The sequence below is a fragment of the Candidatus Poribacteria bacterium genome (assembly GCA_028820845.1).
Taxonomy (GTDB): domain Bacteria; phylum Poribacteria; class WGA-4E; order WGA-4E; family WGA-3G; genus WGA-3G.
Window position 1 is genome coordinate 178,358 of the sequence record JAPPII010000092.1, and the last position, 20,962, is coordinate 199,319.

Genomic DNA, 20,962 nt, shown 5'->3' on the forward strand with positions numbered 1-20,962 from the left:
TGATGCTTAATTCCCAAACGAACCCTGACTCTATTCAAGAAATGCCGACCGCCGATACAATGACGCTGGAGGAATTTCTCGAAAACGACTTAGAGGGTTATGAATATGTAAAAGGAGAATTGGTTCCCATGCCCCTCACCTCAATGGAACATGGCGAAATCAGTAGTAACGTTCTCCGTCATTTGGGTTTGCACGTCTTTGAACATCAGTTGGGACGTTCTTATACCGAAGGTACGACATTTCACTTAGGGGACCGGGTAGTAAAGCCAGATGTTGCGTTTGTTTCGACGGAGCGATTGCCGGAAAATAGAGACAAAGGGTCACCTATACCGCCTGACTTGGCAGTAGAGGTCGTCTCACCAGCAGACAAACAGTACGATGTTACCGAAAAAGCATTCGCCTATCTGAAGGCAGGGACGCGTCTCGTCTGGGTGCTTGAACCGGTCGCGAAAACGGTGATGGTCTATCGTTCTGAGACAGATTTTACGTTGCTGACGTGTGAAGATACATTGACCGGTGAGGATGTTGTGGAAGGGTTTGCATGTTCTGTTGCGGAACTTTTTGAATAGAATGTAGCGCAAACTTTTAGTTTGCGTAGGGAATTGCACAAACTGAAAGTTTGTGCTACAAGGACTCTTTAACTCTAAAATTCGCGAAATCTGTGAAATCCGCGACAACCCGCGATTCAGACGATAAACAATGCAACAAACGCCTTTGTCCTTTCACATTCCTCCAACACAAAGCATCAAATACATCGGCTCCAAGCTAAAACTCATCCCGCATATCCTCCAACTCGTCAAAAAAGTCAACGCGAAAACAGTTTTGGATGGGTTCGCAGGCACGACGCGCGTCTCGCAAGCACTCGCCAAACTCGGCTATACCCTCGTCTGCAACGACATCGCACCGTGGTCGAAGGTTTTCGGTACGTGCTACCTCCTCAACACGAAACCGAGAGAAGCGTATCAACCCCTCATTGATCATCTCAATGCTTTGACACCTGTTGACGGTTGGTTCACAGAACACTACGGCGGACACGCCAACGGCGGTTGCGCCATTCAAACAGACGGACTCAAAAAACCGTGGCAGCTCCACAACACCCGTAAGTTGGACGCGATTCGACAAGAGATCGAAATCCTCAATCTCGATCCCGTTGAAAAAGCCGTTGCACTCACAAGCCTAATCCTCGCGCTTGACCGTGTTGACAGCACGCTCGGTCACTTTTCAGCCTATCTCAAGGACTGGGCACCGCGTGCCTATAGAACGCTACGACTTGAAGTGCCTGAAGTTTTCACGTCAGAAGGAGACCACACGGTTTATCAAACCGACATCTTTGAACTCACGCCGCAGGTATCGGTTGACCTTGCGTATTTCGATCCCCCTTATGGTTCAAACAACGAGAAAATGCCCCCCTCTCGTGTCAGATATGCCGCCTACTACCATCTCTGGAAAAGCGTCGTCCTCTTTGATAAACCCACCCTTTTCGGCAAAGCAAAACGGCGAGAAGATACATCAGATCGCCTCGCCGCCTCTGTATTTGAGGAATTCCGCCGCAACGACGATGGTCGTTTCATCGCCGTTGAAGCCATTGCCTACCTTATTCAGATGACGCAAGCGCGTTGGATACTGCTATCCTACAGTTCCGGCGGTCGCGCGACGGCTGATCAACTCAACGAAGTCATGCAGCGTAACGGCAACCTCCTCACCGTTCTTGAGCTTGACTATAAAAGAAACGTCATGGCAGGTATGAAGTGGACGCACGAGTGGATAAACGCAGCTGAAGAACCGAACCGAGAATTCCTTTTCCTACTTCAAAAAAATAAAACACCATCGTAGGGGCGAGGTCGCCTCGCCCGCTTGCTTAGCATCCTCACGAACCGAGAATTCCTTTTCCTGCTTCAGAGAAACTAAAGCGTGAGTGTTTGCGAAGTGTCCTTACAAAACGCCTTGACTCTCGGATGTTCCAGCACCTCTGGATTCAGCATATAAGCCGGCGCGCGTCCTTCAATCGCATCCGTAACCTGTCCAATTGTCCGCAGATCCAACCGAATCCCAGACTCAACAGTCATACCGGCGTTGTGGTTCGTACAGATGATACGCGGGTGGTCCTTATGAATCTCCCGCGGTCCGTTGACCGGATCGTCCACCACATAATACCATAACCGATTTTCACTAACAGCACGGTTGGCTGCTGCGTCGTCAACAAGATTTCCGCGCGACGGATTGATTAGGGACGCATGCGGTTTCATCGCACAGAACTCCTCGTAGCCGACAACCGTATCCGCTCCGGAGAGGTGCAAGGATACAGTATCGCTCTCTTCAAAGAGCGTGAGCGGCGTATCAACAGCCTCTGCACCAAATTCCGCTGCGAGTTCGGCAATGTCCGGACGGATGTCATAAACTAAGAGCCTCCCTTCCTCACCGAGAAGCGGACGCGCACGCCGGGCAACCTCTTGTCCAATCCGGCCAAAGCCGTACACACCGAGCGTAGAACCCATCGCCTCATGCGTTTTGATGAGACCGAAGTCGCCACTGTGCGAAGCCCTGTTGAGTGTGTAGACCCGCTTCAGCGTTGCAAGCCACTGTGCAATCGCATATTCAGCGACAGTCACCATGTGTTCCGGGGCAATCGTGGCAATAACACCGTATTCGGTTGCTAAATCCACGTTAACAGTTTCATAGCCGACACCCCAACGCGCAATGATTCGGAGCGATTCCGCGGCTTGATAGAAGCTTTCGTGAAACGGCACTGAGCTTGCGATTACACCAACAACATCATCGGCGTGTTCTTCAGTGAGTTCCCGCGGGTGTATACTCAATTCACCGAGTTTTCCTAAATCTGCTAACGCCGCACGGCGTTCCGCAGTATCGAATTCGGGGTTTTCAAAAATCTGGGAGAGTAAAATCTTTGCCATAGTTTTGTCCGTTTAGCGACTGATACGCACACTCCCTGCTTGTATCGCTGTTTCTGCCTCTTCTGCCGTTGCCCAGTTGAAGTCTCCGGGGAAGGTATGCGCCAAGGCAGAATAACCACCCGCAAAATCGACTGCTTCTTGGGGCGATTTGCCGTTTAATAGGCTATAAATTAATCCCGACGAGAAACTATCACCACCACCCACGCGGTCTACGAGTTCTAAGTCCTCATAGATACGGGACAGGTAAAATTCTTCACCGTCAAACAAGAGCGTCCGCCAGTCGTTGAGCCACCCTGTTTTTGCGTCGCGTAAGGTCGTCCCAATCATCTGAATGCTTGGAAAAGCGTCTTTGACCCGTTGCGCCATCTCTTTGTAACTATCGGGTTCGAGTTTGCTGTAGGATTCGGTTGTGCCTTCCGCCGCGAAGCCGAGCGATTTCTCGAAATCTTCCTCGTTACCGATGAGAACAGAGACGTGCTCCATCATGGGTCGGTTCGCTGCTTGTGCTTCCTCCGCACTCCAGAGTTTAGAACGGAAGTTCAGATCGTAACTCGTTTTGACACCCGCTGCACGCGCCGCCTTGAGTGCCTCCGCTGAGACAGCCGCCGCCGATTCCGACAAAGCCGGTGTGATACCGCTGAGATGGAACCAACGCGCACCGCTAAATATAGATGCCCAATCAATCTCACCGACCTGCACGTTGGAAATCGCAGAATAGCCGCGGTCGTAGGTAACGCTGCTCGCACGCGGACCGGCACCCAATTCGAGATGATAGAATCCGTTCCGTTCCAAGCCGATCCCGTCGAAGTCCGCCCAGACGATGTTCGACATGTCCACACCGAGTTCGCGTCCTTTGTTGCGGATATAACGACCCGACCAATTGTCCACGAGTCGGGATACCCACGCCGTCCGCAATCCGAGTTGTGCAGCGTTGACGGCAACGTTCATCTCTGCACCGCCTGCAGTGATTGCCAGCGATGACACCTGCTCAAGCCGCATAAACTCCGGTGCCGTGAGTCGGATCATCGCTTCACCAAATGTAACTAAATCGTACATAGTTTATTCTCCTGTTTCTATATCTGTTTTGTTCTGGTATTCGTTATAAAGATTTTCAATACACGGTCCACAAAAGCAGTAGACCCTGCCGTAGCCGCCGACCTCTTTTTCGAGCAATTCGGTCATCGGGAACTCGTCTTGGCACATCGCACAGACTTCTATTTGTGCTACGGGTTCAGCCGCGTCCCCGTCTGCTTTCTGTCGAGAGGACATAAAGTGCAGGATTAACCAAACGACAATAGGCGTTAGAATTACAAAAATAATAAAGAGCATTCTGTGTTCCCTTCACAACGGCGTACAGCAATTCGTATTTCCGTTACTATAGCGGATAACCGAGAGCATGTCAACGGAATTGTTTTGGTTAATTCCTGAGTCTTGTGCTACAATACCGAAAACTAAAAACCAATAACCAACAACTAAAAACAGATGACTAAAATAGCACACGTCCATGTTTATCCGACTGCTGTCGGGATGAAAGATGTCTTCAACATCGGCACGGGTTTCGTTGGAGATACCACTGCCGCAGGCGATCACGTCTTTGTCAAAATTACAACAGACGACGGTTACGTCGGTTGGGGTGAGCAACGCGCACTCCCCTCGTGGAGCTACGAAACCACTGAATCTATCACAACCACCATTTGCAATTACATCGCACCCCTACTCCTCGGACGGGATCCGTTAAATCGCAACGAAATCCACCACGCCATCTATGACGCATTGAAACCGGCTGTCAGCAATGGACACCCTTTCGCTAAAGCCGCGGTAGACATCGCTTTGCACGATCTGCGTGGACGGATCCTCGGTGTGCCGGTGCATACCCTTTTCGGTGGGAAACGACACGAGGCACTCCCGCTCTGCTACGCCTTAAGTATTGATACCCCAGAAATAATGGGTTTGAAGGCGAAGGCGTTGTCTCCTTGTTCCTGTTTCAAAGTGAAAGTCGGTGGCAACCCCGCGGAAGATGAGGAACGGGTACGCGCAGTCCATGAAGCGATGCCACATGCGAAACTCTGGATAGATGCGAATCAGTCCTACACACCCTCCAATGCCTTGGAACTGCTGAAGCGGGTTGCCGATATCCGCGAAATTTACTGCATGGAGCAACCCGTGGCAAGCCAAGACTGGTTCGGTATGAAGCGCGTCCGAGAAGACGCACCTGTTCCGATTGCGATTGATGAAGGTTGTTTTACGTCCTTCGATCTCGCTAAAATCGTACGCCTGGAATGTGCGGATGCTGTCGTTCTGAAGGTCTGTAAATCTGGCGGTTTAGGGGAATGCCTCAAAAGCGTTCATGTCGCTGAAGCCAACGCCTTAGAACTCCTCGGCAGCGGTTTGACTGAAGCAGGGATTGGGTTCATCGCCAGTGTCCACCTCTTTTCAACGTTGGACTTAGTGCTACCAGCAGAACTCAATGCCCCCGCTTTTTTGGAAACTATGGCAGTAAGTGGTGTCGAAATTCAGGATCACGTCGTAACAGTACCAGACGGTCCCGGTCTCGGTGTCACGCCCGATGAAGACTACATCAAGGCGAATCTTCTGCAGATTGCGAGCCCTTAATTAGCATAAAAACCTCTATCAGGATAGCAATACCAATCGCCACGCCACAGAGTAAGTATGGACTCCGAACGCCGAGTTGCGAATCCGCTGAAATACCACCTAAGAACGGACCTAACAATATCCCTACACCGAGTATGGCTTCGTGCCACCCGCTTTTGTTTCCCTTGTCCACATGCCGGTCCAACCCGTAATAGAGGCTGCTGAAATAAGTAAAAGCAGCGGATACACCGATAATCCCAAACGCAAATGCCCAAAGGAGTGTGTTTTGGGTGCCCCATATTCCGAGAAAGCTGAGTATTGCCAGTAACTGAACGACGAGTATTGGCGCGAAACGGTAGTGCCAACGGGTTGAGTACCCTGTCCCAAGAATAACGAACGCCAGTGTTTGCAGTCCGCCAAGCGTTAGCATGAGATTGCCAAATGTTGTGGGTAGCATCCCCATCTCTTTCGTAAGTTTCGGTGCGAGCCGTCTCAGGACCCCCAGCACAAACCAAGAGGCAAGATTCGCATATCGCGCAATATTGAGATGTGTTGTCCGAACGGGTAGGGGTGGATAAAGTACTTCAGTAGGCTCCGATTGCTCGGCTCTGGCAACATCGAGTTTCAGGAAGTTATTCCCGAAAATTGTCACCAAGGTGAACAGCGTCGAGATGCCGGCAAGATAGAAGGGTCTAAACGGATTCGCGTCGCCATACAGATAACTGGAGAACACTGGACCTAAAGTAATACCGATACTCCAGAACAAGTTGAAAAGCATGACCCGATGGACGAGTTCAGCTTCACCCTCGCGTTCAGCAAGCCACGCCTCATAAGCGGGCCAGAAGAGTGCCATACTCACCCCGATGCCGGGAAAAATAAGTAAGAGGTGCGTACCGTTCCGACAGTAGGGAAGCCCGATACTCGCAGCACCCATCACCAGGAACGCAGTATAAAGTACATATCTCCGATCTATCCGATCCGATAGGCGACCGAACGGAATCGCCAGCACCACGAAGAAACCGGTCATAACTGCATTGAGGATACCCAGAAACGTGGAAGATAATCCTAAATAACTCGTATAAAAGGAGGTGTTCGTTAAGACACTGCTATAAGCGAAGTCGATTAACAGAACAGGAAAATAGACGGTAAGCAGTTGGCTCAACTTTAAGTTTCGGCGCATATTTTATCGTTTCGCACCTGAGGTCTATGGTAGGACGACCTCTGCATCGACTATATGATAGCCTGTCGCGCCAACCGGTTCGATATCAAGCCCGATTTCGTCTTGGACGACCCCGTTGTTAGCGGTCGCTCTTGCATAGATTTCAACAGGGGCTGCGTTTTCTGGTACGTGCCATTCCCATTTCCAGAGTACCCATGCGAGCGGTGTATCCTTTGCCCAAATTTCCGCCGCTTCCCACGTCTGACCGTAGTCGATGCTGACTTCGACCTTCTTGATACCGTCGTGGTTCCCTGCATCGAACGCTGCGCCGCTGACTGTATACGTTTTTCCGCCTATAATCGCCTCGCCTTCACTCGGTGTGCCAATCATTGTGGCAAGTTTCACGTGTGCGATGGGATCCCAACCCCGTTTCTCCCAATAACTTTCATGTTCGGCAGCCAATTGGATGTTGACGATCCATTTCGGGTTTTTCGTGCCGTAGTTCCCCGGATTTAGCAGGCGAACCGGAAAGCCGTGTTCTGTCGGCAGTGGAACCTCGTTCATCTCATAGACAAGGAGCGTTTCCGCCTCCATCGCCTCTTCAAGTGGGATTGCTGTATGATAGCCGTCTGCGCAGCGGAAAACGACTACTTTGACTTCAGGCTTCGGAGCGACTTTCTCAAGCAGATCGCGTAGGCGCACCCCTTTCCACACCGCATTGCTCATCTGTTCCGTGCCAATTGGGTCCCCAATACATTTCAACGTCCGCATCGCCGTAACAGATTCCATCGCTGTGATGTCTTGAAGTCCCAAGGGGCGCATCGGTTTTTCGATCAGTCCGGTGATAGCCATTCGCCACGTCGCACCGTCAAGTACAGCCGGATCACCAATCTGTAGGATATAGAAGTCGGCGTTTGGTGTTATCAGTGTGCTCGGTCTCAAGGACGACATCGTGTCTGTTTGTCCTTCGAGTTGAAGCGGTAGCACCATTCCTGCGGCACTAATCGCGCTCAGTTTTATGAATGTTCGTCTTCGCATTTTTTTTAATTTTCCTTGCCTCTTTTTCTATTTCGCATTCGCATCGTAATTTTTACAACGCCTCGCACCATAATCGCTGTGCCGCCAATCAGAAATAACGGCATCCCCCATCGCCATTGAAAGAAAAAATAGGCGACAAAACTGACGCACATTAAAACGATGAGCGTATTCAGGAGTTTTCTGTGTTCATACCATTTTTGCATCTGTTTTTAGAGTTATCAGTTGTCAGAAAGAGCTCATGCTTTTTGAGCGACCATCTTAGAGAGAATGCCCAGAATTTTCTCGCACTGCACAATCTGATAGGCTGCCATATCAATTTGGAGTTTTTGTCCCTCCAATTTGAGGAAGTACCACTCAGTCCCTGTAGTAGAAGCCCCATAAATGCGTGGAATATCATTTCCTTTTTCGGCGTTGAAGTGTTGTGCAGCGACCATCTCAGCAATACACTGACCTAACCCAAGTTTCGGCTCTGCGTTTTTTGCTTCAACCAGAACAATAACAGGTGCCTCTAAAGAAAGTTGTACCGGTGACAAACTCACCAAAAAGTCACAGACCCCAGTCAATCCTTTTTCGGCATCAACATTGAAATCGATTCCCGAAAAAAGGCTGATGCGTCGCTCATAGTGTTCGCGAAGTTCAACAAGGACATTTGCAACAATCATTTCCGAACGTGCTTTCTCTGTTCCTATCGCAACGGCTAACGACACATTTCTCGCTAATGCGGCGGTAAGATGACTACTCGGGGCCACAGGTTCCGTTTCTGAAAAGATGTTGTCAGTTTCAATTCTCTCTAATTGAAACGTTGCTACCACTGACTCTAAGGTAAAGTTGCTATAAGCCATGCGAAAGCCTCTGCTTTTTGTAGGTGTCAATATTCTGTATTTGGTTATTAGAAAGAAAGTTTACTTACTGACAACGCTTCAACGGATATGGGTGTAATTCAACAGAAATTTCCCCCGGGTTCGACTATAAGAATGTTATCATATATACCACCAAGTGTCAACAGAAAATGGCGTTCAGCAGTGCCATCCAGTTTCCCAATTTCCGCGTTTTATAGTTGCGTCTTGTTTGCAAATCTGGTATGCTATCCATAATTTACACGCCAATAGAAATGCTTTTTTTCAAGGACTGGAACCTCTCATGGCAAAACAACCCAACATCCTCTTTCTCATGACCGATCAGCAGCGTTTTGATACAGTCGGTGCGCTGGGTAATCCGCTTATTCAGACCCCCGGTCTGGATCGCCTTGTTCGCGAGGGTACGAGTTTTACGTCGGCGTATTGTCCGTCTCCTGTGTGCGTGGCATCTCGCTGCAGTTTCCTACTTGGGCAGTGGCCCCATCAGACCGGATGCACAAACAATTCACCGATGCCACAGGATCGCGTCTCGGTGATGGAGTTGCTGAACGAGGCAGGCTATCAGACCCACGGTATTGGCAAGATGCACTTCAGCCCACAAAGCCGCAAAATGTGGGGATTTGAAACGCGCGACTATTCCGAAGAGGGACCGGGTCCTGACGATTTTACAGAGTTTCTACACGAGAACGACTACGATCATATCGTCGCACCGCACGGTGAACGCAGCGAATACTACTACATCCCGCAACCCTCACAACTTCCTGCTCGCTTGCACCACACGCAGTGGGTAGGTGATAAAACACTCCAGTTTTTATCTCAGCGTGATACGAACCGACCGTTTTTGTGTTGGTCGAGTTTTATCAAACCACACCCGCCCTTTGAATCGCCAGTACCGTGGAACCGACTCTATCGCACGGTCGAGATGCCACTGCCTTTCCTACCAACGGACTATGCGCATCTGCATACCTATTGGAACCGGCATCAGAACCGTTATAAATACCGCGACCAAGGACGCGATATGAATCTCCTCCGAACGATGCGCGCGGCTTACTATGCCGCTATCTCTTTCATAGATTATCAGGTTGGTCGGATCCTTGACCATCTCGAATCGGCAGGTGAGTTGGATAACACGTTAATCATTTATACTTCCGATCACGGCGAGCTGCTCGGTGACTACGACTGTTATGGGAAACGCTCTTTTCTTGACGCAGCGGCTCGGATTCCGTTACTCGTCCGCTATCCTGAACGTTTTGAAAGGGACACACAGTGCGACACACCGACCAGTTTGGTTGATGTGCTCCCAACCAGTCTCAGCGCAGCCGAATTACCGCTACAAACAGATCGCAGCGGCGTAGATCTCGCAGATATTGCCACTGGCAACACCCAACGAGATGCCATCGTCGGTCAATTGGGGCAAGAAGGCACGGGACTGTATATGCTCCTTACGTCTGAATACAAATACATCTACTCTGCAGCGGATCGCAAGGAGTGGCTTTTCAGACGTTCCCCGGGTGGACTTGACGAACGTAGCGTTGCCGGTAACCCGGGATATGGTAGGGTTCTCAACACCTATCGAGAACGCTTGATTGAATGGTTCCGCAAGGACGGGTACGAAGTTCCGTTGGATGGCAATAGATGGCGAGACTTCCCGGCACCTCATGAACCTGAAAATCCGGATGCGGGTCAGCTTTTCCAAGACGGACGTTCCGTGAGCGATCAGTTTCCAGATGGCTATTCACCAAACGTTGATACACTCCGCGAATAGCGAAGCGCGAGCCGCGAATAGCGAATGCTGAAATTATGCCAATGCGTCGTTCTGTTAAAATGCTGCTCTCAAAGGCAGCGTGGCATGCCTACAATACCTACCGCAAGGGGATGAATTACAATTCCCAACTCTCGGAAATTACCGCGTTGTTGGATGGGGCGCGCGAAACGATTGTGGCGTTTCAGGCAGAACGCCTAAAAAAACTCCTCCGACACGCGTATCAGACGACCTCTTATTATCGCGAGTTGCTAACGACGGAGCCCCCAGACATATCACATATCCCGCCCCTTGAGAAACAGGATATCCGAGAACATCTGGAGCGTCTCTGTTCTGAAGCCTTTAATGCGAATCAACGCATTAAGAATGCCACCGGTGGTTCAATAGGGACACCACTTACTTTCTATCAAGACAGGGACTATTGGAATCAACGGAATTTGAGCGTTTACTATTTCGATCGCTGGGCGGGCTGGAGTCCTGGGGAACCCCAACTGATTATCTGGGGTGCGCCCGCGGACCTGAAGGGCGATGAAGGTTGGAAACATCGACTCAACAATTTCTGTCGGAATCAATATTGGCTCGACGGATTTCATCTCACAGACAGAACGATGCAAATGGCGTTTGAGAAGATGGAGCAGTACCAGCCACAGACGATTCTCACCTATCCCTCCTCGCTTTATCAATTTGCCAGATTTCTCTTAGAAAACGGCTTGGAGCCCAAGTGGGAGTTGACGGGAATTATCTCTTCGGCAGAGATGCTCCATTCGCATTACCGTACTTTAGCGGAGCAGGTTTTCGGTACGAAGGTTTATAATCGCTACGGCGGACGAGAAGTCGGCTTGATTGCTATGGAATGTGCGGAAGGCAGGATGCACATCAACTGCCGGGACATCTACCTTGAAATAGATAGCCCCAACCCATACACTGTCCCCGGAGAGATTCTCATTACGCAACTCAATAACTATGCCATGCCTTTTATTCGCTATCGGATTGGAGACATCGGTATTCTCTCTGAAGAAGTGTGTCCGTGTGGCAATGCGTTGCCCGTTTTGGCGGACCTACTTGGACGCTCCACTGCGACCTTCCGGACGAGAACTGGCACGCTGATACATGGGGGCTATTTCACACAACAATTCTATAATGTTCAAGGCGTGACTCAATTCCAACTCATTCAGGAAACGCTTGATCGATGTGTTTTGAAACTGGTTATTAATGCTCAGTGGCGGGAGATGACTCGCCGGTACCTCGTCCTGAGAATTCAGGAAGCACTCGGGGCGGATGTTAGTGTTGAGGTGGTGTTTGTTGATGATATCCCACTGCCACCGTCAGGCAAACGAGAATTCACGATTTCGAGAGTAACAGAAGTGGGTTGATATTACTGCAGATCTTCTGCCAAAATACCAGTTAATCTTTGTTTATTTCAACAAGCTCCCGGAGCGGCGCGTTCCGTTCTGTTCCACTCGGAAGATAAGCCAAGATTAAACCATCAACAGTTAAATTTCGGTCTGCGACAACTCCCGTACTCTGTTCCGCCGTCACACCTTTGGAAAGTAATAGGTAGAAGGTATCCTTTTTCCACCCGGGAGTTGTAAAGAAATTTCCCTGTCCCTTTGAAATAACCAGATCCGCTGCTAATAGGGCATTGAAGAATTCGGGAGTTCCGTGATAAAGGTTCGTCCCGATTGTCTTCGCACCTGACGACATCAATCTGACGGTCCCGTTCTGAATCGCCGCTTGAAGCTCCGTGAACTGTGGATAGTTCACCATCTCGTGAAGATCGGCAAGCGTTACATCGTTGCTGGCATCTTCTGCTTTTCCAACAATCGTGATACGGTGTCCACATCCGACAAGGTCTTGAACGAAGGCGATGTCAAAGATTACCTCACCATCATTGTCGGCAAGCCAGAGGATCTCCTGCGGTTCCCCATCAATCACCTTCGCCCGGAAGGTTTCATAACAGTCTATCGCGAAAGGTGCTTCAACCGCCGCACGTAAGACTTCAGAAAAATAGTCTGGATTGGCTCTCAATCTCTTCATAACCCGTTCGCTGTTGTAATCGACGATATTTCCAGTGATAACCAGCTTCAAACGTTGTAACCAATCGTTGCCCCAGAACTCCGGCAGCAGTTCCAAAGCGGTCTGCCTTGCTTTACGTTTGTCATAGTGGTAGGGGTTTGGGTTCCCGCTATGGAGTGTTACCATCTCGAAGATACTCCCCCATATCTCTTCAGACGTAAGGGATTCAATCAGATAGGCACCGTTGGCGTGGCGCATATCCAACAGCGTCTGGACTGCTTCACGCATAACCTGTTGGAGTTCCGGTGTGTGTGCGGCTCGCGGGACCAGTTCTGTAGAACTATGCGACAGGACATGTTGGCGAAGGTTCTCCCAGTCGGGTAGTTCTTTCTTCTCACCAAACGCGAAAAGCCCTGGGATATACCCGGATGGCACAATCTCATCAAAGATGGGTTTCGGCACTGAAGGCGGCGTTTGCGCCGGTGGCACACCAAGCGTCCGATCCGCTAAGACAATACCCGCGGGGATAACTGTTCCTCGTGCTACAACCGATGATAGTTGAACGCCGTTCCCGATGCTGACTGCATCGAATGTGCAATTTTTAATCGTACTTGCGGTAGCGAGGCCACGGACAGGTGCTGCCAGTGTTTCGGGTAAAGGGTTACCCTTGAATGTGGTATCGGTCGCAGAAACACCCTCTAATCCGACCGAATCCCCGACCGTTGTTGCACCGAGCAGTGTGACGTTCTCAAGTCTACAATAGTCTCCAATCTGTACCTTTTCGCCGAGATGCACCCTGCTGATGAGGTAGCATGCCGTTCCGATCTCAATATCATCGCTGCCCACTGTTATCTGTGCAGCCGGATCAACGCGAACCCCTTTCTGCGCAAGGCGTTCGCGGGTCTGTGCAAATAGTGCTGCCTCACCTGATAAGACATTCGACCAACGGTTAACCCCTGACAATACCTCGTCGCGATAAATGAAAGCGTTTGTTTTTAGACCGTCTTCATAGCAGTGGCGTATCAGATCGACTTGGTGAAGTTCGTTGTTTCGGTTTGGGTGCGGTTGTAACCGATCTATTCGTTCTAAGAGCGCGCTTTTCCGAATGAGTGTAATGCCTGTGTTGGTGTATGCTTCTCCGTTGTGCCATCTGTCCCACATCTCCTGCTTTTCGGCTTCTGTCATATCGTACCACTCTTTGGTTCCTATGAACTTCCCAGCCGCATCAAAGAAAAGTCCACCTTTATCTACGACTGTTTCAGGGATTTTCCCACACAAAGTGACATCCGCACCGGAGACGAGGTGGGAGAGCAGCGTCTGTGCAAAAATATCTCTCTCCAAAAAGGGTTCATCACCAAACGACACGCCGATCCATTCAGCGTCGGACTCGCGGAGTGTAGGGAGTGCTGCCTGTAATGCGCCACCTGTGCCGTTCATCTCTTCTTGGACAGCGTAAACGGCGTTGGGACCTAATAACTGTTCTGGAGACTCACTTTTCTCAATCCGCGCTGCCATCTCTGGGTTGATAACAACAATATCGGGACGGGTGCCGGGGAGATGTTGTCGCGAGTGTTGGAGCATATTCTGTTCGCCGAAGGTGATGTCCAGTGTTTTGCTCAAGCGTCCCGTCGGGTCGATACGGGTGCCTTTACCGGCGGCAAGTACAACCCACTGCGGGTTGAGATGGTTTTCGAGTGTGTCTGTGGGAAGTGAGGAAAGGAGCGTTTCAACTGCGGCGGTATCTGCTGAGATCGCCGCGAGCGTGTCTTCTAATTTGCAACCGAGGAGGTTTTCAAGAAAATGTTTTTTCATTTAATCCTTGCTGTCTAATGCTGCTCGAATGTCCTGAAATTGCGCTAATGCGGATTCTAAATTTTTGGTGATTTCTGCCACTAATACATCTGGGGTAGGGAGGTCTGCTGCATCCTCAAATGAATCGTCTTTCAGCCAAAAGATGTCAAGATTCGCATGTTCGCGTTGGACAAGTTCCTCGTAAGTGAAGGCACGAAAACGCTCGGTCTCTACACGTTCATAGCGGTTCTGTGGATTGTAGAGGGTAATAAAATCTTGTAAGTCACTATCGCGTAAGGGATTCGTTTTGAGGGTAAAACGTTTGTCCGTTCGCAAATCGTAAATCCAGAGTTTCTGTGTCCAAGGTTCTTCGCGCGCCGGACGCTTATGAAAAAAGAGAACATTTGCTTTGACACCTTGGGCGTAGAAGATACCTGTAGGCAATCGCAATAGGGTGTGAACATCAAACAGTTTAAGCAGCTGTCGCCGAATTGTTTCTCCTGCGCCCCGTTCAAAGAGGACATTATCAGGAAGGACAACAGCGGCGCGGCCATCCGTTTTCAGAATGGTTTTGATGTGTTGAAGGAAGTTAAACTGTTTGTTTGAGGTCGTCGCCCAAAAGTCATCGCGTTCGTAGGTAAGAGAAGCGTTATTTCGCGGACTGCCATCGGTGGCGATTGTAATACTGCTCCTGTTCCCGAAGGGTGGATTCGTAAGCACCATATCGTAGCGTTCACCAGTGTCACGACTCAGGCTATCATCGGTTGTAATTGGACTCTCGGTTCCACCGATACCGTGCAGATATAAGTTCATCACACAGAGACGGACAACGTTATCGACGATGTCTGTGCCGGCGAAGGTGTTAAATCTAAGAAATTCCTTCTGTTCGCGGGTCATCGTACTGCCGTAATTTTCAGAAATATAGTCGTGTGCTGCGAGAAAAAAACCACCGGTGCCACAGGCTGGGTCACAGATAGTTCGCATCGGACTCGGACGCATCACTGCAACCATCGCTTTAATAAGGGGGCGCGGTGTGAAGTACTGACCTGCGCCGCTCTTTGTATCTTCGGCGTTTTTCTGTAGAAGCCCTTCATAGATTGTGCCTTTGATGTCGCCAGCCATCCCGCTCCAGTTCTCAGCGTTGATGAGATGAATAAGGCGTTGCAAGTTGGCGGGAGTCTGAATACGGTTCTGTGATTTACGGAAGATCACACCAAGCAAACCTGAGGCATTGCTGAGTTCTCGGAGGGTTTTCACATATTGTGCCTCTAACTCGGCACCGCTTTCTTGGAGGAGACTCTCCCAATCCAAACCGGCGGGGATTGTTGAAGGTTTGTTGAAAGGCGATTTCGTCTGTTCGTCGGCGAGTTTGAGGAACAGCAGATAGGTGAGTTGCTCGACGTAATCGCCATAGCTGACCCCATCATCTCGGAGGACGTTACAGAAATTCCAGAGTTTTTGGACGATTGTTGCGGATTCGTTTGACATGGATACCCTTAATTGTGTTTAGATGGGAATCAGTTCTTTTCGGGGAGCATGACTAATTTACTGGCACGCGCAAGTTTAGTCGCCAACCTTTGACATGCTAATCTATCAGGTGGAAACGGTGTGATGTTGGCATGTCTTTCATGAGGTTGCATATCTGATATAACTTTTAGCTTATTCTTGTAAACTTCTCGCGCCGGAAGATCGGCTCTTGCTTTTATGGATCTACCTTCTGTTTGGACATATTCCCGGCCAATCGTCCATTTTTCGCTATCTGAGAGACCTGATAAACGGTAAACTGAAATATCTGGGCTATATATAAGGTGGATCTTTACTAGCGCGAGGTGGCATAAATGCGCCAAATTTTATTGTCTCGTTTCTACGAGCGAAGTGTCTGGAAGAAAAAATAAAACGGGTGAGAATTTCGTTTTGTAAAATATCGTCCACATCATGTCCTTCGTTGGAAAAGCTCAGGTAATATTGTTAAAAAATTAGGTAGTAAGAACGGATCTGATAACGGGCAAGTTCCCGCAATCTCGTGCTGATCATCTAAAACTACAACGAAGTTAACATGCTCATCGCCATATAGGCTTATCGTAATAATACCATCACCGGGTCTCCATTCTAACCCAATCCCGCCATCTTCCAACCACATCAGGTCGGGCATTGGAATACCAGGAGATATTCGCTTCAGCAAAGTAGAGGTTTCGTCATAAGCTTGTTGTGGGACAGGCCTAACGTCGCTAACCACTTTACAGGTTTCCTCGACCTCCTCGCGAATTTCGTCCAGTTCGCGTTGGATGTGTTTCCTCAATAGTGACCTGTCTGCTGGCAGCAAGAAAGGATCAAAGTTATCTTGTAAGATTTTCATAGTGTATCACCTATCAAAATTTGAGAGTCATTTCATGATATATCTTATATTTTAGCATGGTCCCCTATTAGATTCAATACCATTTCATTACAGTTCACCTCATCTTATTCGTCCTCATCTCCCCACAATTCCCTTAAAAGTGCGTCCGCAATATAGTCGTCGTGGCGTTCACCCAGGTCTGTGACATCACATTCCAACGTTCCCAGCAAGGCAATAAGCGGATCGGGGTGGTCTTCATAAGGTCCTTTAACCACACGGATCTTTGGAACGACAGCATTTTTGAGACGTTCCTTTATTTTTGCAACATCGCATTCTAACGTGCCTGCTAAGGCGAGAAGCGGATCGGTATCCTCTCCGTTAAACTCGTCTCGATCTTTTTCATTCACTTTCGTCACCTCGCAATTCCGCCAACGACGCACCGCCGATAGCGTTATCGCGGTGTTCCAACGCTCCCGCACGCGCGAGAAGTGGATAGTCATCGTTGTCTTGTGCTTTTGATTTCGTCCTAATCGTTTTTCTCCCTTTTGGTTGCTGCTTCTTTTCGTCTTTAATTTTTTCTAACAGAACACTTGCGGGTTCATCGTGTGGGTCTTGTGACACAAGTCTACCAGAAAATGCCTGCTTGAGGATAGACTGCCGCAAACGCGAAGCGCGCTTAAGTCCTGTAGCGATGGTTGTTTCGACCTCATCAGCAACTGCAAGGTGTCGCTCAATTTCAGAGACGATTTGTTCTTGTTCAGTAAGTGGCGGGATGGGTATCTTTGCCTTTTCCAAAAATTGAAAATGTCGGGAATATCCTCTGTCCGGAAGTGAAATTGCACGAATAAAATAATAAAACAATTTCGGATGGTACATTTCTTGAGATTTTATCACCTTTATCCCATCAGCACCACCTACAAAGTCGAAGTCTACATATTTAATTGCTTTAGTATGGTCTCCAAAAACGATAACTGGTAATTCACATTCAATCTTTAGTTCTTCGTCGTTTGTGTATCCTCCGATAAAGGACGATCCTTGGTCTATTACTGGCAATTTTCCTTCAGATTCATATTCACCTTTTTTTACTTTCTTGCCACTTAGAGACACTTTTTTTATTACTTGTCCAACCGTTGTCTTTTCCCAATTTTCAGGAAATCCAGTTGAGTTATTCGTTGGCTGAGACTTATTTGAATATCTATCTCGCCATTCCTTTGTCAATTCCCCTTCAAAAGCAGCTTTGAGGATTGATTTACGATACCGCTGCAACTGCTTTTGTGCTTTTTTAAGGCTATCAACTGCTGCGTCTAATTGGGTAAATAGCACCTCTAATTTGGTTACGATACGGCCTTGTTCTGCCAACGGCGGAAGCGGAATTTTCAACTCAGCAAGTGTTTTAGTGCCTAAACGCAGTCTACCTGTTGTACCTTGCATTCTTGCTGTAAGCAAAGCGCGGACATCAGGAACTAACAAATAATAGAAGATATAGAATTTGTCGCTGACACCTTCAACTTCACGAATTGGAATTACTTCAGTTGTTGCTATACCAAACGGCGTTGGCAACTCTTGAATAATGCACTGTTTACCATTCTCAAAAGAAGGTGTGATTTTTGCCAGCAGAATATCCCCAGGTTCAAAGTAAGTTCCACTGCTTATTGTGTCGGTTGGCTTGTGTATAAAATTCTTTGAAAATAATGTCGCAATCGGAATCAAACTCATCGGCACGAACGGGACTTCAGCATAGTCAGAATATCGTAAATCTCTCGGTTTCTTGGTAAACGTAGCAACCTCTCCAAATCTGACTATCTGCCAATGTTCTGGCAAACCCATAGAATTTGTTTTACTCACGCGCGTCCTCTGTTATTGAATTTTCGCGAGGCGTTGTCCGAACATACCCCTTTGGAACGTTTTAAATTTGTTAACGCATTTGCATTAAGCAGTTTACCACAAATTTGACTCGGATGCCAACCATTTTTCTGTCGCGAGCAGCGCTCGCTCCTACAAAGGAGGGGAGCTAAGAAACCAACTTCTCTGTAAGATCCTTTAAAATCTCATCTAAGTCATCACCAAAGAGTTCATAAACTTTCACAACATTCCCAAGTTCGGCAAAAGGGGCATACTCAAAATCTGCCATCTGAATATCAAGCGAAATCGCAATATGATCCCGTATCATCTCAAGCCATTTATGTTGATCTGCCGTAAAAGTTTGACCTGCTAACCATTCCCCGAAACGTCGATTCACGCTTACACGGAAAGGCTCCAGAAAAGCACTTTCACCCATAGCAAATCGGACGAGAGAGATAATATCTGTACGCTGTTCAGTATTTCCTCGAACATTCTGTGGTGATCGTCTTTTGTAGGCAAACCACAAGGACTCGCGACTGAGGTTGTTTGAATGTCGTTGCAAAGCATTTTCTAACGCTTTCAAGTTGGCTTCTGTCAGGGTGCCTCGTGCCTCCGGAAGCCTGCAGAGAATTTGTAACGCTGTCAGTTTGTCTATATTATCATCAATGAACCGCTTAAAGGCGTAAATAACCTCCGTTGCCTGTGTAGAACTTTGGAGGTCGAAACCGGTATCAAGGATCCGATCTTCGCTTATATCATCAAGGATTTGATCGGTATTCCTTGTTGATGAGCTGCCTGAATCATCAGTAGAAGGCGGTTCACCCGGCAGGGACTGTGAATCGGTTTTGAGTGAGTCACAAACCCCGACCGCATCAACGATAATAAAGTGGGTTTTGGCAGTGGCATCTCCGGTAACGGATTGTAAATCATCAGAATTAATAACGCGCACGCCACGACCTTTCATCTGCTCAAAATAGCCACTGGAGCGAACCGCACGCATAAAGACCAAACACTCAAGCGGTTTAATATCGGTGCCGGTAGAAATCATGTCAACACTTACTGCGATCCGTGGGTTTAATTGTGTGCGAAATCTTCTGATGAGATCTTCCGGTTTATCACTCTGATAGGTAATCTTCTGACAGAAATCATCACCGCTGCCGAATACATCTCGGACAATACGGACAATATCCTCAGCGTGAGAATCGTCTTTCGCAAAGATAAGCGTTTTAGGAACAATACGTCTGTTGGGAAAAAGGTCCGTGAAGAGTTTTTCCTTGAAAGTCTGAATTACTGTCCGAATCTGGTCTGTGGCGACGATATCCCGATCCAGCTGGTTTTCCGTATATTCAACGTCAGCATCCAGTTCATCCCAATGGAGTCGTCGGGTTTCCCTATCTCGTCTTGCAACATAACTGCCCGCCTCAATATGGCTGCCGCTTTGCGTAATTGCGGTCTCAATCTTATAGACATAGTAACCAACATTTACACCATCTTCAACGGCTTGTTCATGGCGGTATTCATAAATGAGATTATGGTCAAAAAAGCCGAGCGTTTGCCTGTACGGGGTTGCGGTTAGTCCAGTAATAAACGCGTCGAAGTATTCTAATACGTGCCGCCATTTGCCGTAGATAGATCGGTGACATTCATCGACGATAATAAGGTCAAAGGTGTCGATTGGTATGTCTGGGTTATAGGTAACTTGCTGCGGTAATGCGCCTTCAGTATCATTTTCAAAGGCAGAATCTTCCTCAGTATCAGTTGCATACTCACTTTCACCTTTCAACATGGAGTAGAGACGTTGTAGTGTTGTGATACAAACCTGACTTACCGGATCAATAACATTACTGGAGAGGTGTTGAATGTTATAGAGTTCTGTGAATTTCCTACGATCATCAGGTGTTTCGTAAGCCTGAAACTCACGGAGGGTTTGCCTACCAAGGTTTCGCCGGTCTACGAGAAAGAGAACGCGTTTGACATTCGCAAATTTGATGAGTCGGTATGCACTACTTACAGCGGCGTGCGTTTTTCCACTGCCGGTTGCCATCTGGATTAAGGCGCGTTGCCGTGCCTCTCTCAAAGAGGCTTCAAGGTTGTTTATCGCCTCAAATTGACAATTTCTCAACGAACCTCTTTCTAAGCGGGGTAGATCCGTTTTAAGTCTCTCGCGTAAAGTTCTGGGTTGATGAAAGGCATCGGAAAGTGCTTCAGGCGTATGGAATGTAAAGACGGGTCGAGAACGGGAATTAGGATCTCGGATATCCCGAAAATATGTTTCAACCCCCGTTGACGCATAAGAAAAGAAAAATCTGGTGCGATTAGGCAAATCATCTGGCAAACTTGCACGATACCGTTCCGCTTGTTGAAGTGCTCCGCTGAGGGTTGTTCCTTCGGGTTTCGCTTCAATAACCCCGATCGCGACACCGCCGATAAAGAGGAGGTAATCTGCACGCTGCTCGAATTTCAACGGATATTCACGAACAGCGACACCCAACGCAGCATTTGTAGCATGTCCAACGTAATTTTGGACGTGCCAACCAGCTGCTTCAAGCATCTTATCTATGTTGCGTCTGGCTCTCTGTTCAGCGGTCATTGTTGTTAATAAAGAAAATTAAGCATTTCGTAGATTAGGTTGAATCGAAACACAAAAATTGCACATAG

General features: G+C 48.4%; 18 protein-coding genes. 5 read left to right on the forward strand and 13 right to left on the reverse strand.

Annotated features, from left to right (window positions below; translation table 11 throughout):
- The first annotated feature begins 2 nt into the window (after window positions 1-2).
- Both OXN25_17620 and OXN25_17625 read left to right on the forward strand, forming a co-directional pair.
- Window positions 3-569, forward strand: a complete 567-nt coding sequence (locus OXN25_17620) for a Uma2 family endonuclease (GenBank protein ID MDE0426672.1) — start codon at window positions 3-5, stop codon at window positions 567-569.
- A gap of 130 nt (window positions 570-699) precedes the next feature.
- Window positions 700-1,833: a DNA adenine methylase gene (locus OXN25_17625; GenBank protein ID MDE0426673.1), complete on the forward strand. Its 1,134-nt coding sequence runs from the start codon at window positions 700-702 to the stop codon at window positions 1,831-1,833.
- A gap of 71 nt (window positions 1,834-1,904) precedes the next feature.
- Here OXN25_17625 and OXN25_17630 read toward each other — a convergent pair whose 3' ends face one another.
- From OXN25_17630 to OXN25_17640, 3 genes are read right to left on the reverse strand one after another with little or no spacing between them, the layout of a single operon-like run.
- Window positions 1,905-2,912, reverse strand: coding sequence for a hypothetical protein (locus OXN25_17630; protein ID MDE0426674.1), 1,008 nt, complete (start codon window positions 2,910-2,912; stop codon window positions 1,905-1,907).
- 12 nt (window positions 2,913-2,924) lie between these two features.
- Window positions 2,925-3,968, reverse strand: a complete 1,044-nt coding sequence (locus OXN25_17635; GenBank protein MDE0426675.1) for a sugar kinase — start codon at window positions 3,966-3,968, stop codon at window positions 2,925-2,927.
- Window positions 3,969-3,971: 3 nt separating this feature from the next.
- On the reverse strand, window positions 3,972-4,241 hold the full coding sequence (locus OXN25_17640; GenBank protein ID MDE0426676.1) for a hypothetical protein: 270 nt from the start codon (window positions 4,239-4,241) through the stop codon (window positions 3,972-3,974).
- Between the two features lie 153 nt (window positions 4,242-4,394).
- On the opposite strand from OXN25_17640, the gene OXN25_17645 reads away from it, so the two are divergent.
- A complete protein-coding gene (locus tag OXN25_17645) occupies window positions 4,395-5,525 on the forward strand; it encodes a mandelate racemase/muconate lactonizing enzyme family protein (GenBank protein ID MDE0426677.1) in 1,131 nt (376 codons plus the stop codon).
- On the opposite strand, the gene OXN25_17650 is transcribed toward OXN25_17645, so the two are convergent.
- From OXN25_17650 to OXN25_17665, 4 genes are read right to left on the reverse strand one after another with little or no spacing between them, the layout of a single operon-like run.
- Complete coding sequence (locus tag OXN25_17650; GenBank protein MDE0426678.1) at window positions 5,491-6,684, reverse strand: MFS transporter; 1,194 nt, start codon at window positions 6,682-6,684, stop codon at window positions 5,491-5,493. The genes OXN25_17645 and OXN25_17650 overlap by 35 nt on opposite strands.
- A 24-nt stretch (window positions 6,685-6,708) precedes the next feature.
- Window positions 6,709-7,701, reverse strand: coding sequence for a molybdopterin-dependent oxidoreductase (locus OXN25_17655; GenBank protein MDE0426679.1), 993 nt, complete (start codon window positions 7,699-7,701; stop codon window positions 6,709-6,711).
- A 5-nt stretch (window positions 7,702-7,706) separates the two neighbouring features.
- A complete protein-coding gene (locus OXN25_17660; protein ID MDE0426680.1) occupies window positions 7,707-7,904 on the reverse strand; it encodes a hypothetical protein in 198 nt (65 codons plus the stop codon).
- Between the two features lie 33 nt (window positions 7,905-7,937).
- On the reverse strand, window positions 7,938-8,543 hold the full coding sequence (locus tag OXN25_17665; GenBank protein ID MDE0426681.1) for a hypothetical protein: 606 nt from the start codon (window positions 8,541-8,543) through the stop codon (window positions 7,938-7,940).
- 298 nt (window positions 8,544-8,841) lie between these two features.
- Between OXN25_17665 and OXN25_17670 the strand changes: the two genes are divergently transcribed.
- Both OXN25_17670 and OXN25_17675 read left to right on the forward strand, forming a co-directional pair.
- Window positions 8,842-10,323, forward strand: a complete 1,482-nt coding sequence (locus OXN25_17670; protein MDE0426682.1) for a sulfatase-like hydrolase/transferase — start codon at window positions 8,842-8,844, stop codon at window positions 10,321-10,323.
- Between the two features lie 41 nt (window positions 10,324-10,364).
- Window positions 10,365-11,693 (forward strand): hypothetical protein, encoded by a 1,329-nt coding sequence (locus OXN25_17675; protein ID MDE0426683.1) that lies wholly within the window; start codon window positions 10,365-10,367, stop codon window positions 11,691-11,693.
- A 31-nt stretch (window positions 11,694-11,724) separates the two neighbouring features.
- Here the strand turns inward: OXN25_17675 and OXN25_17680 are convergent, their stop codons facing one another.
- The 6 genes from OXN25_17680 to OXN25_17705 all read right to left on the reverse strand — a co-directional run bounded on the left by OXN25_17680 (window position 11,725) and on the right by OXN25_17705 (window position 20,855).
- On the reverse strand, window positions 11,725-14,148 hold the full coding sequence (locus tag OXN25_17680; GenBank protein ID MDE0426684.1) for an ARMT1-like domain-containing protein: 2,424 nt from the start codon (window positions 14,146-14,148) through the stop codon (window positions 11,725-11,727).
- The gene (locus OXN25_17685) at window positions 14,149-15,615 is read right to left on the reverse strand and encodes a class I SAM-dependent DNA methyltransferase (GenBank protein ID MDE0426685.1); all 1,467 of its coding nucleotides are present in this window, start codon (window positions 15,613-15,615) and stop codon (window positions 14,149-14,151) included.
- 445 nt (window positions 15,616-16,060) lie between these two features.
- Window positions 16,061-16,483 carry a hypothetical protein gene (locus OXN25_17690; GenBank protein ID MDE0426686.1) on the reverse strand — a complete coding sequence of 141 codons (423 nt, stop codon included), beginning with the start codon at window positions 16,481-16,483 and terminating at the stop codon, window positions 16,061-16,063.
- A 104-nt stretch (window positions 16,484-16,587) separates the two neighbouring features.
- Window positions 16,588-16,869 (reverse strand): hypothetical protein, encoded by a 282-nt coding sequence (locus tag OXN25_17695; GenBank protein MDE0426687.1) that lies wholly within the window; start codon window positions 16,867-16,869, stop codon window positions 16,588-16,590.
- The gene (locus OXN25_17700) at window positions 16,862-18,289 is read right to left on the reverse strand and encodes a restriction endonuclease subunit S (GenBank protein MDE0426688.1); all 1,428 of its coding nucleotides are present in this window, start codon (window positions 18,287-18,289) and stop codon (window positions 16,862-16,864) included. Before OXN25_17700 ends, OXN25_17695 begins: the two co-directional genes overlap by 8 nt.
- 184 nt (window positions 18,290-18,473) lie before the next feature.
- Window positions 18,474-20,855, reverse strand: coding sequence for a DEAD/DEAH box helicase family protein (locus tag OXN25_17705; GenBank protein MDE0426689.1), 2,382 nt, complete (start codon window positions 20,853-20,855; stop codon window positions 18,474-18,476).
- Between the last annotated feature and the right edge of the window lie 107 nt (window positions 20,856-20,962).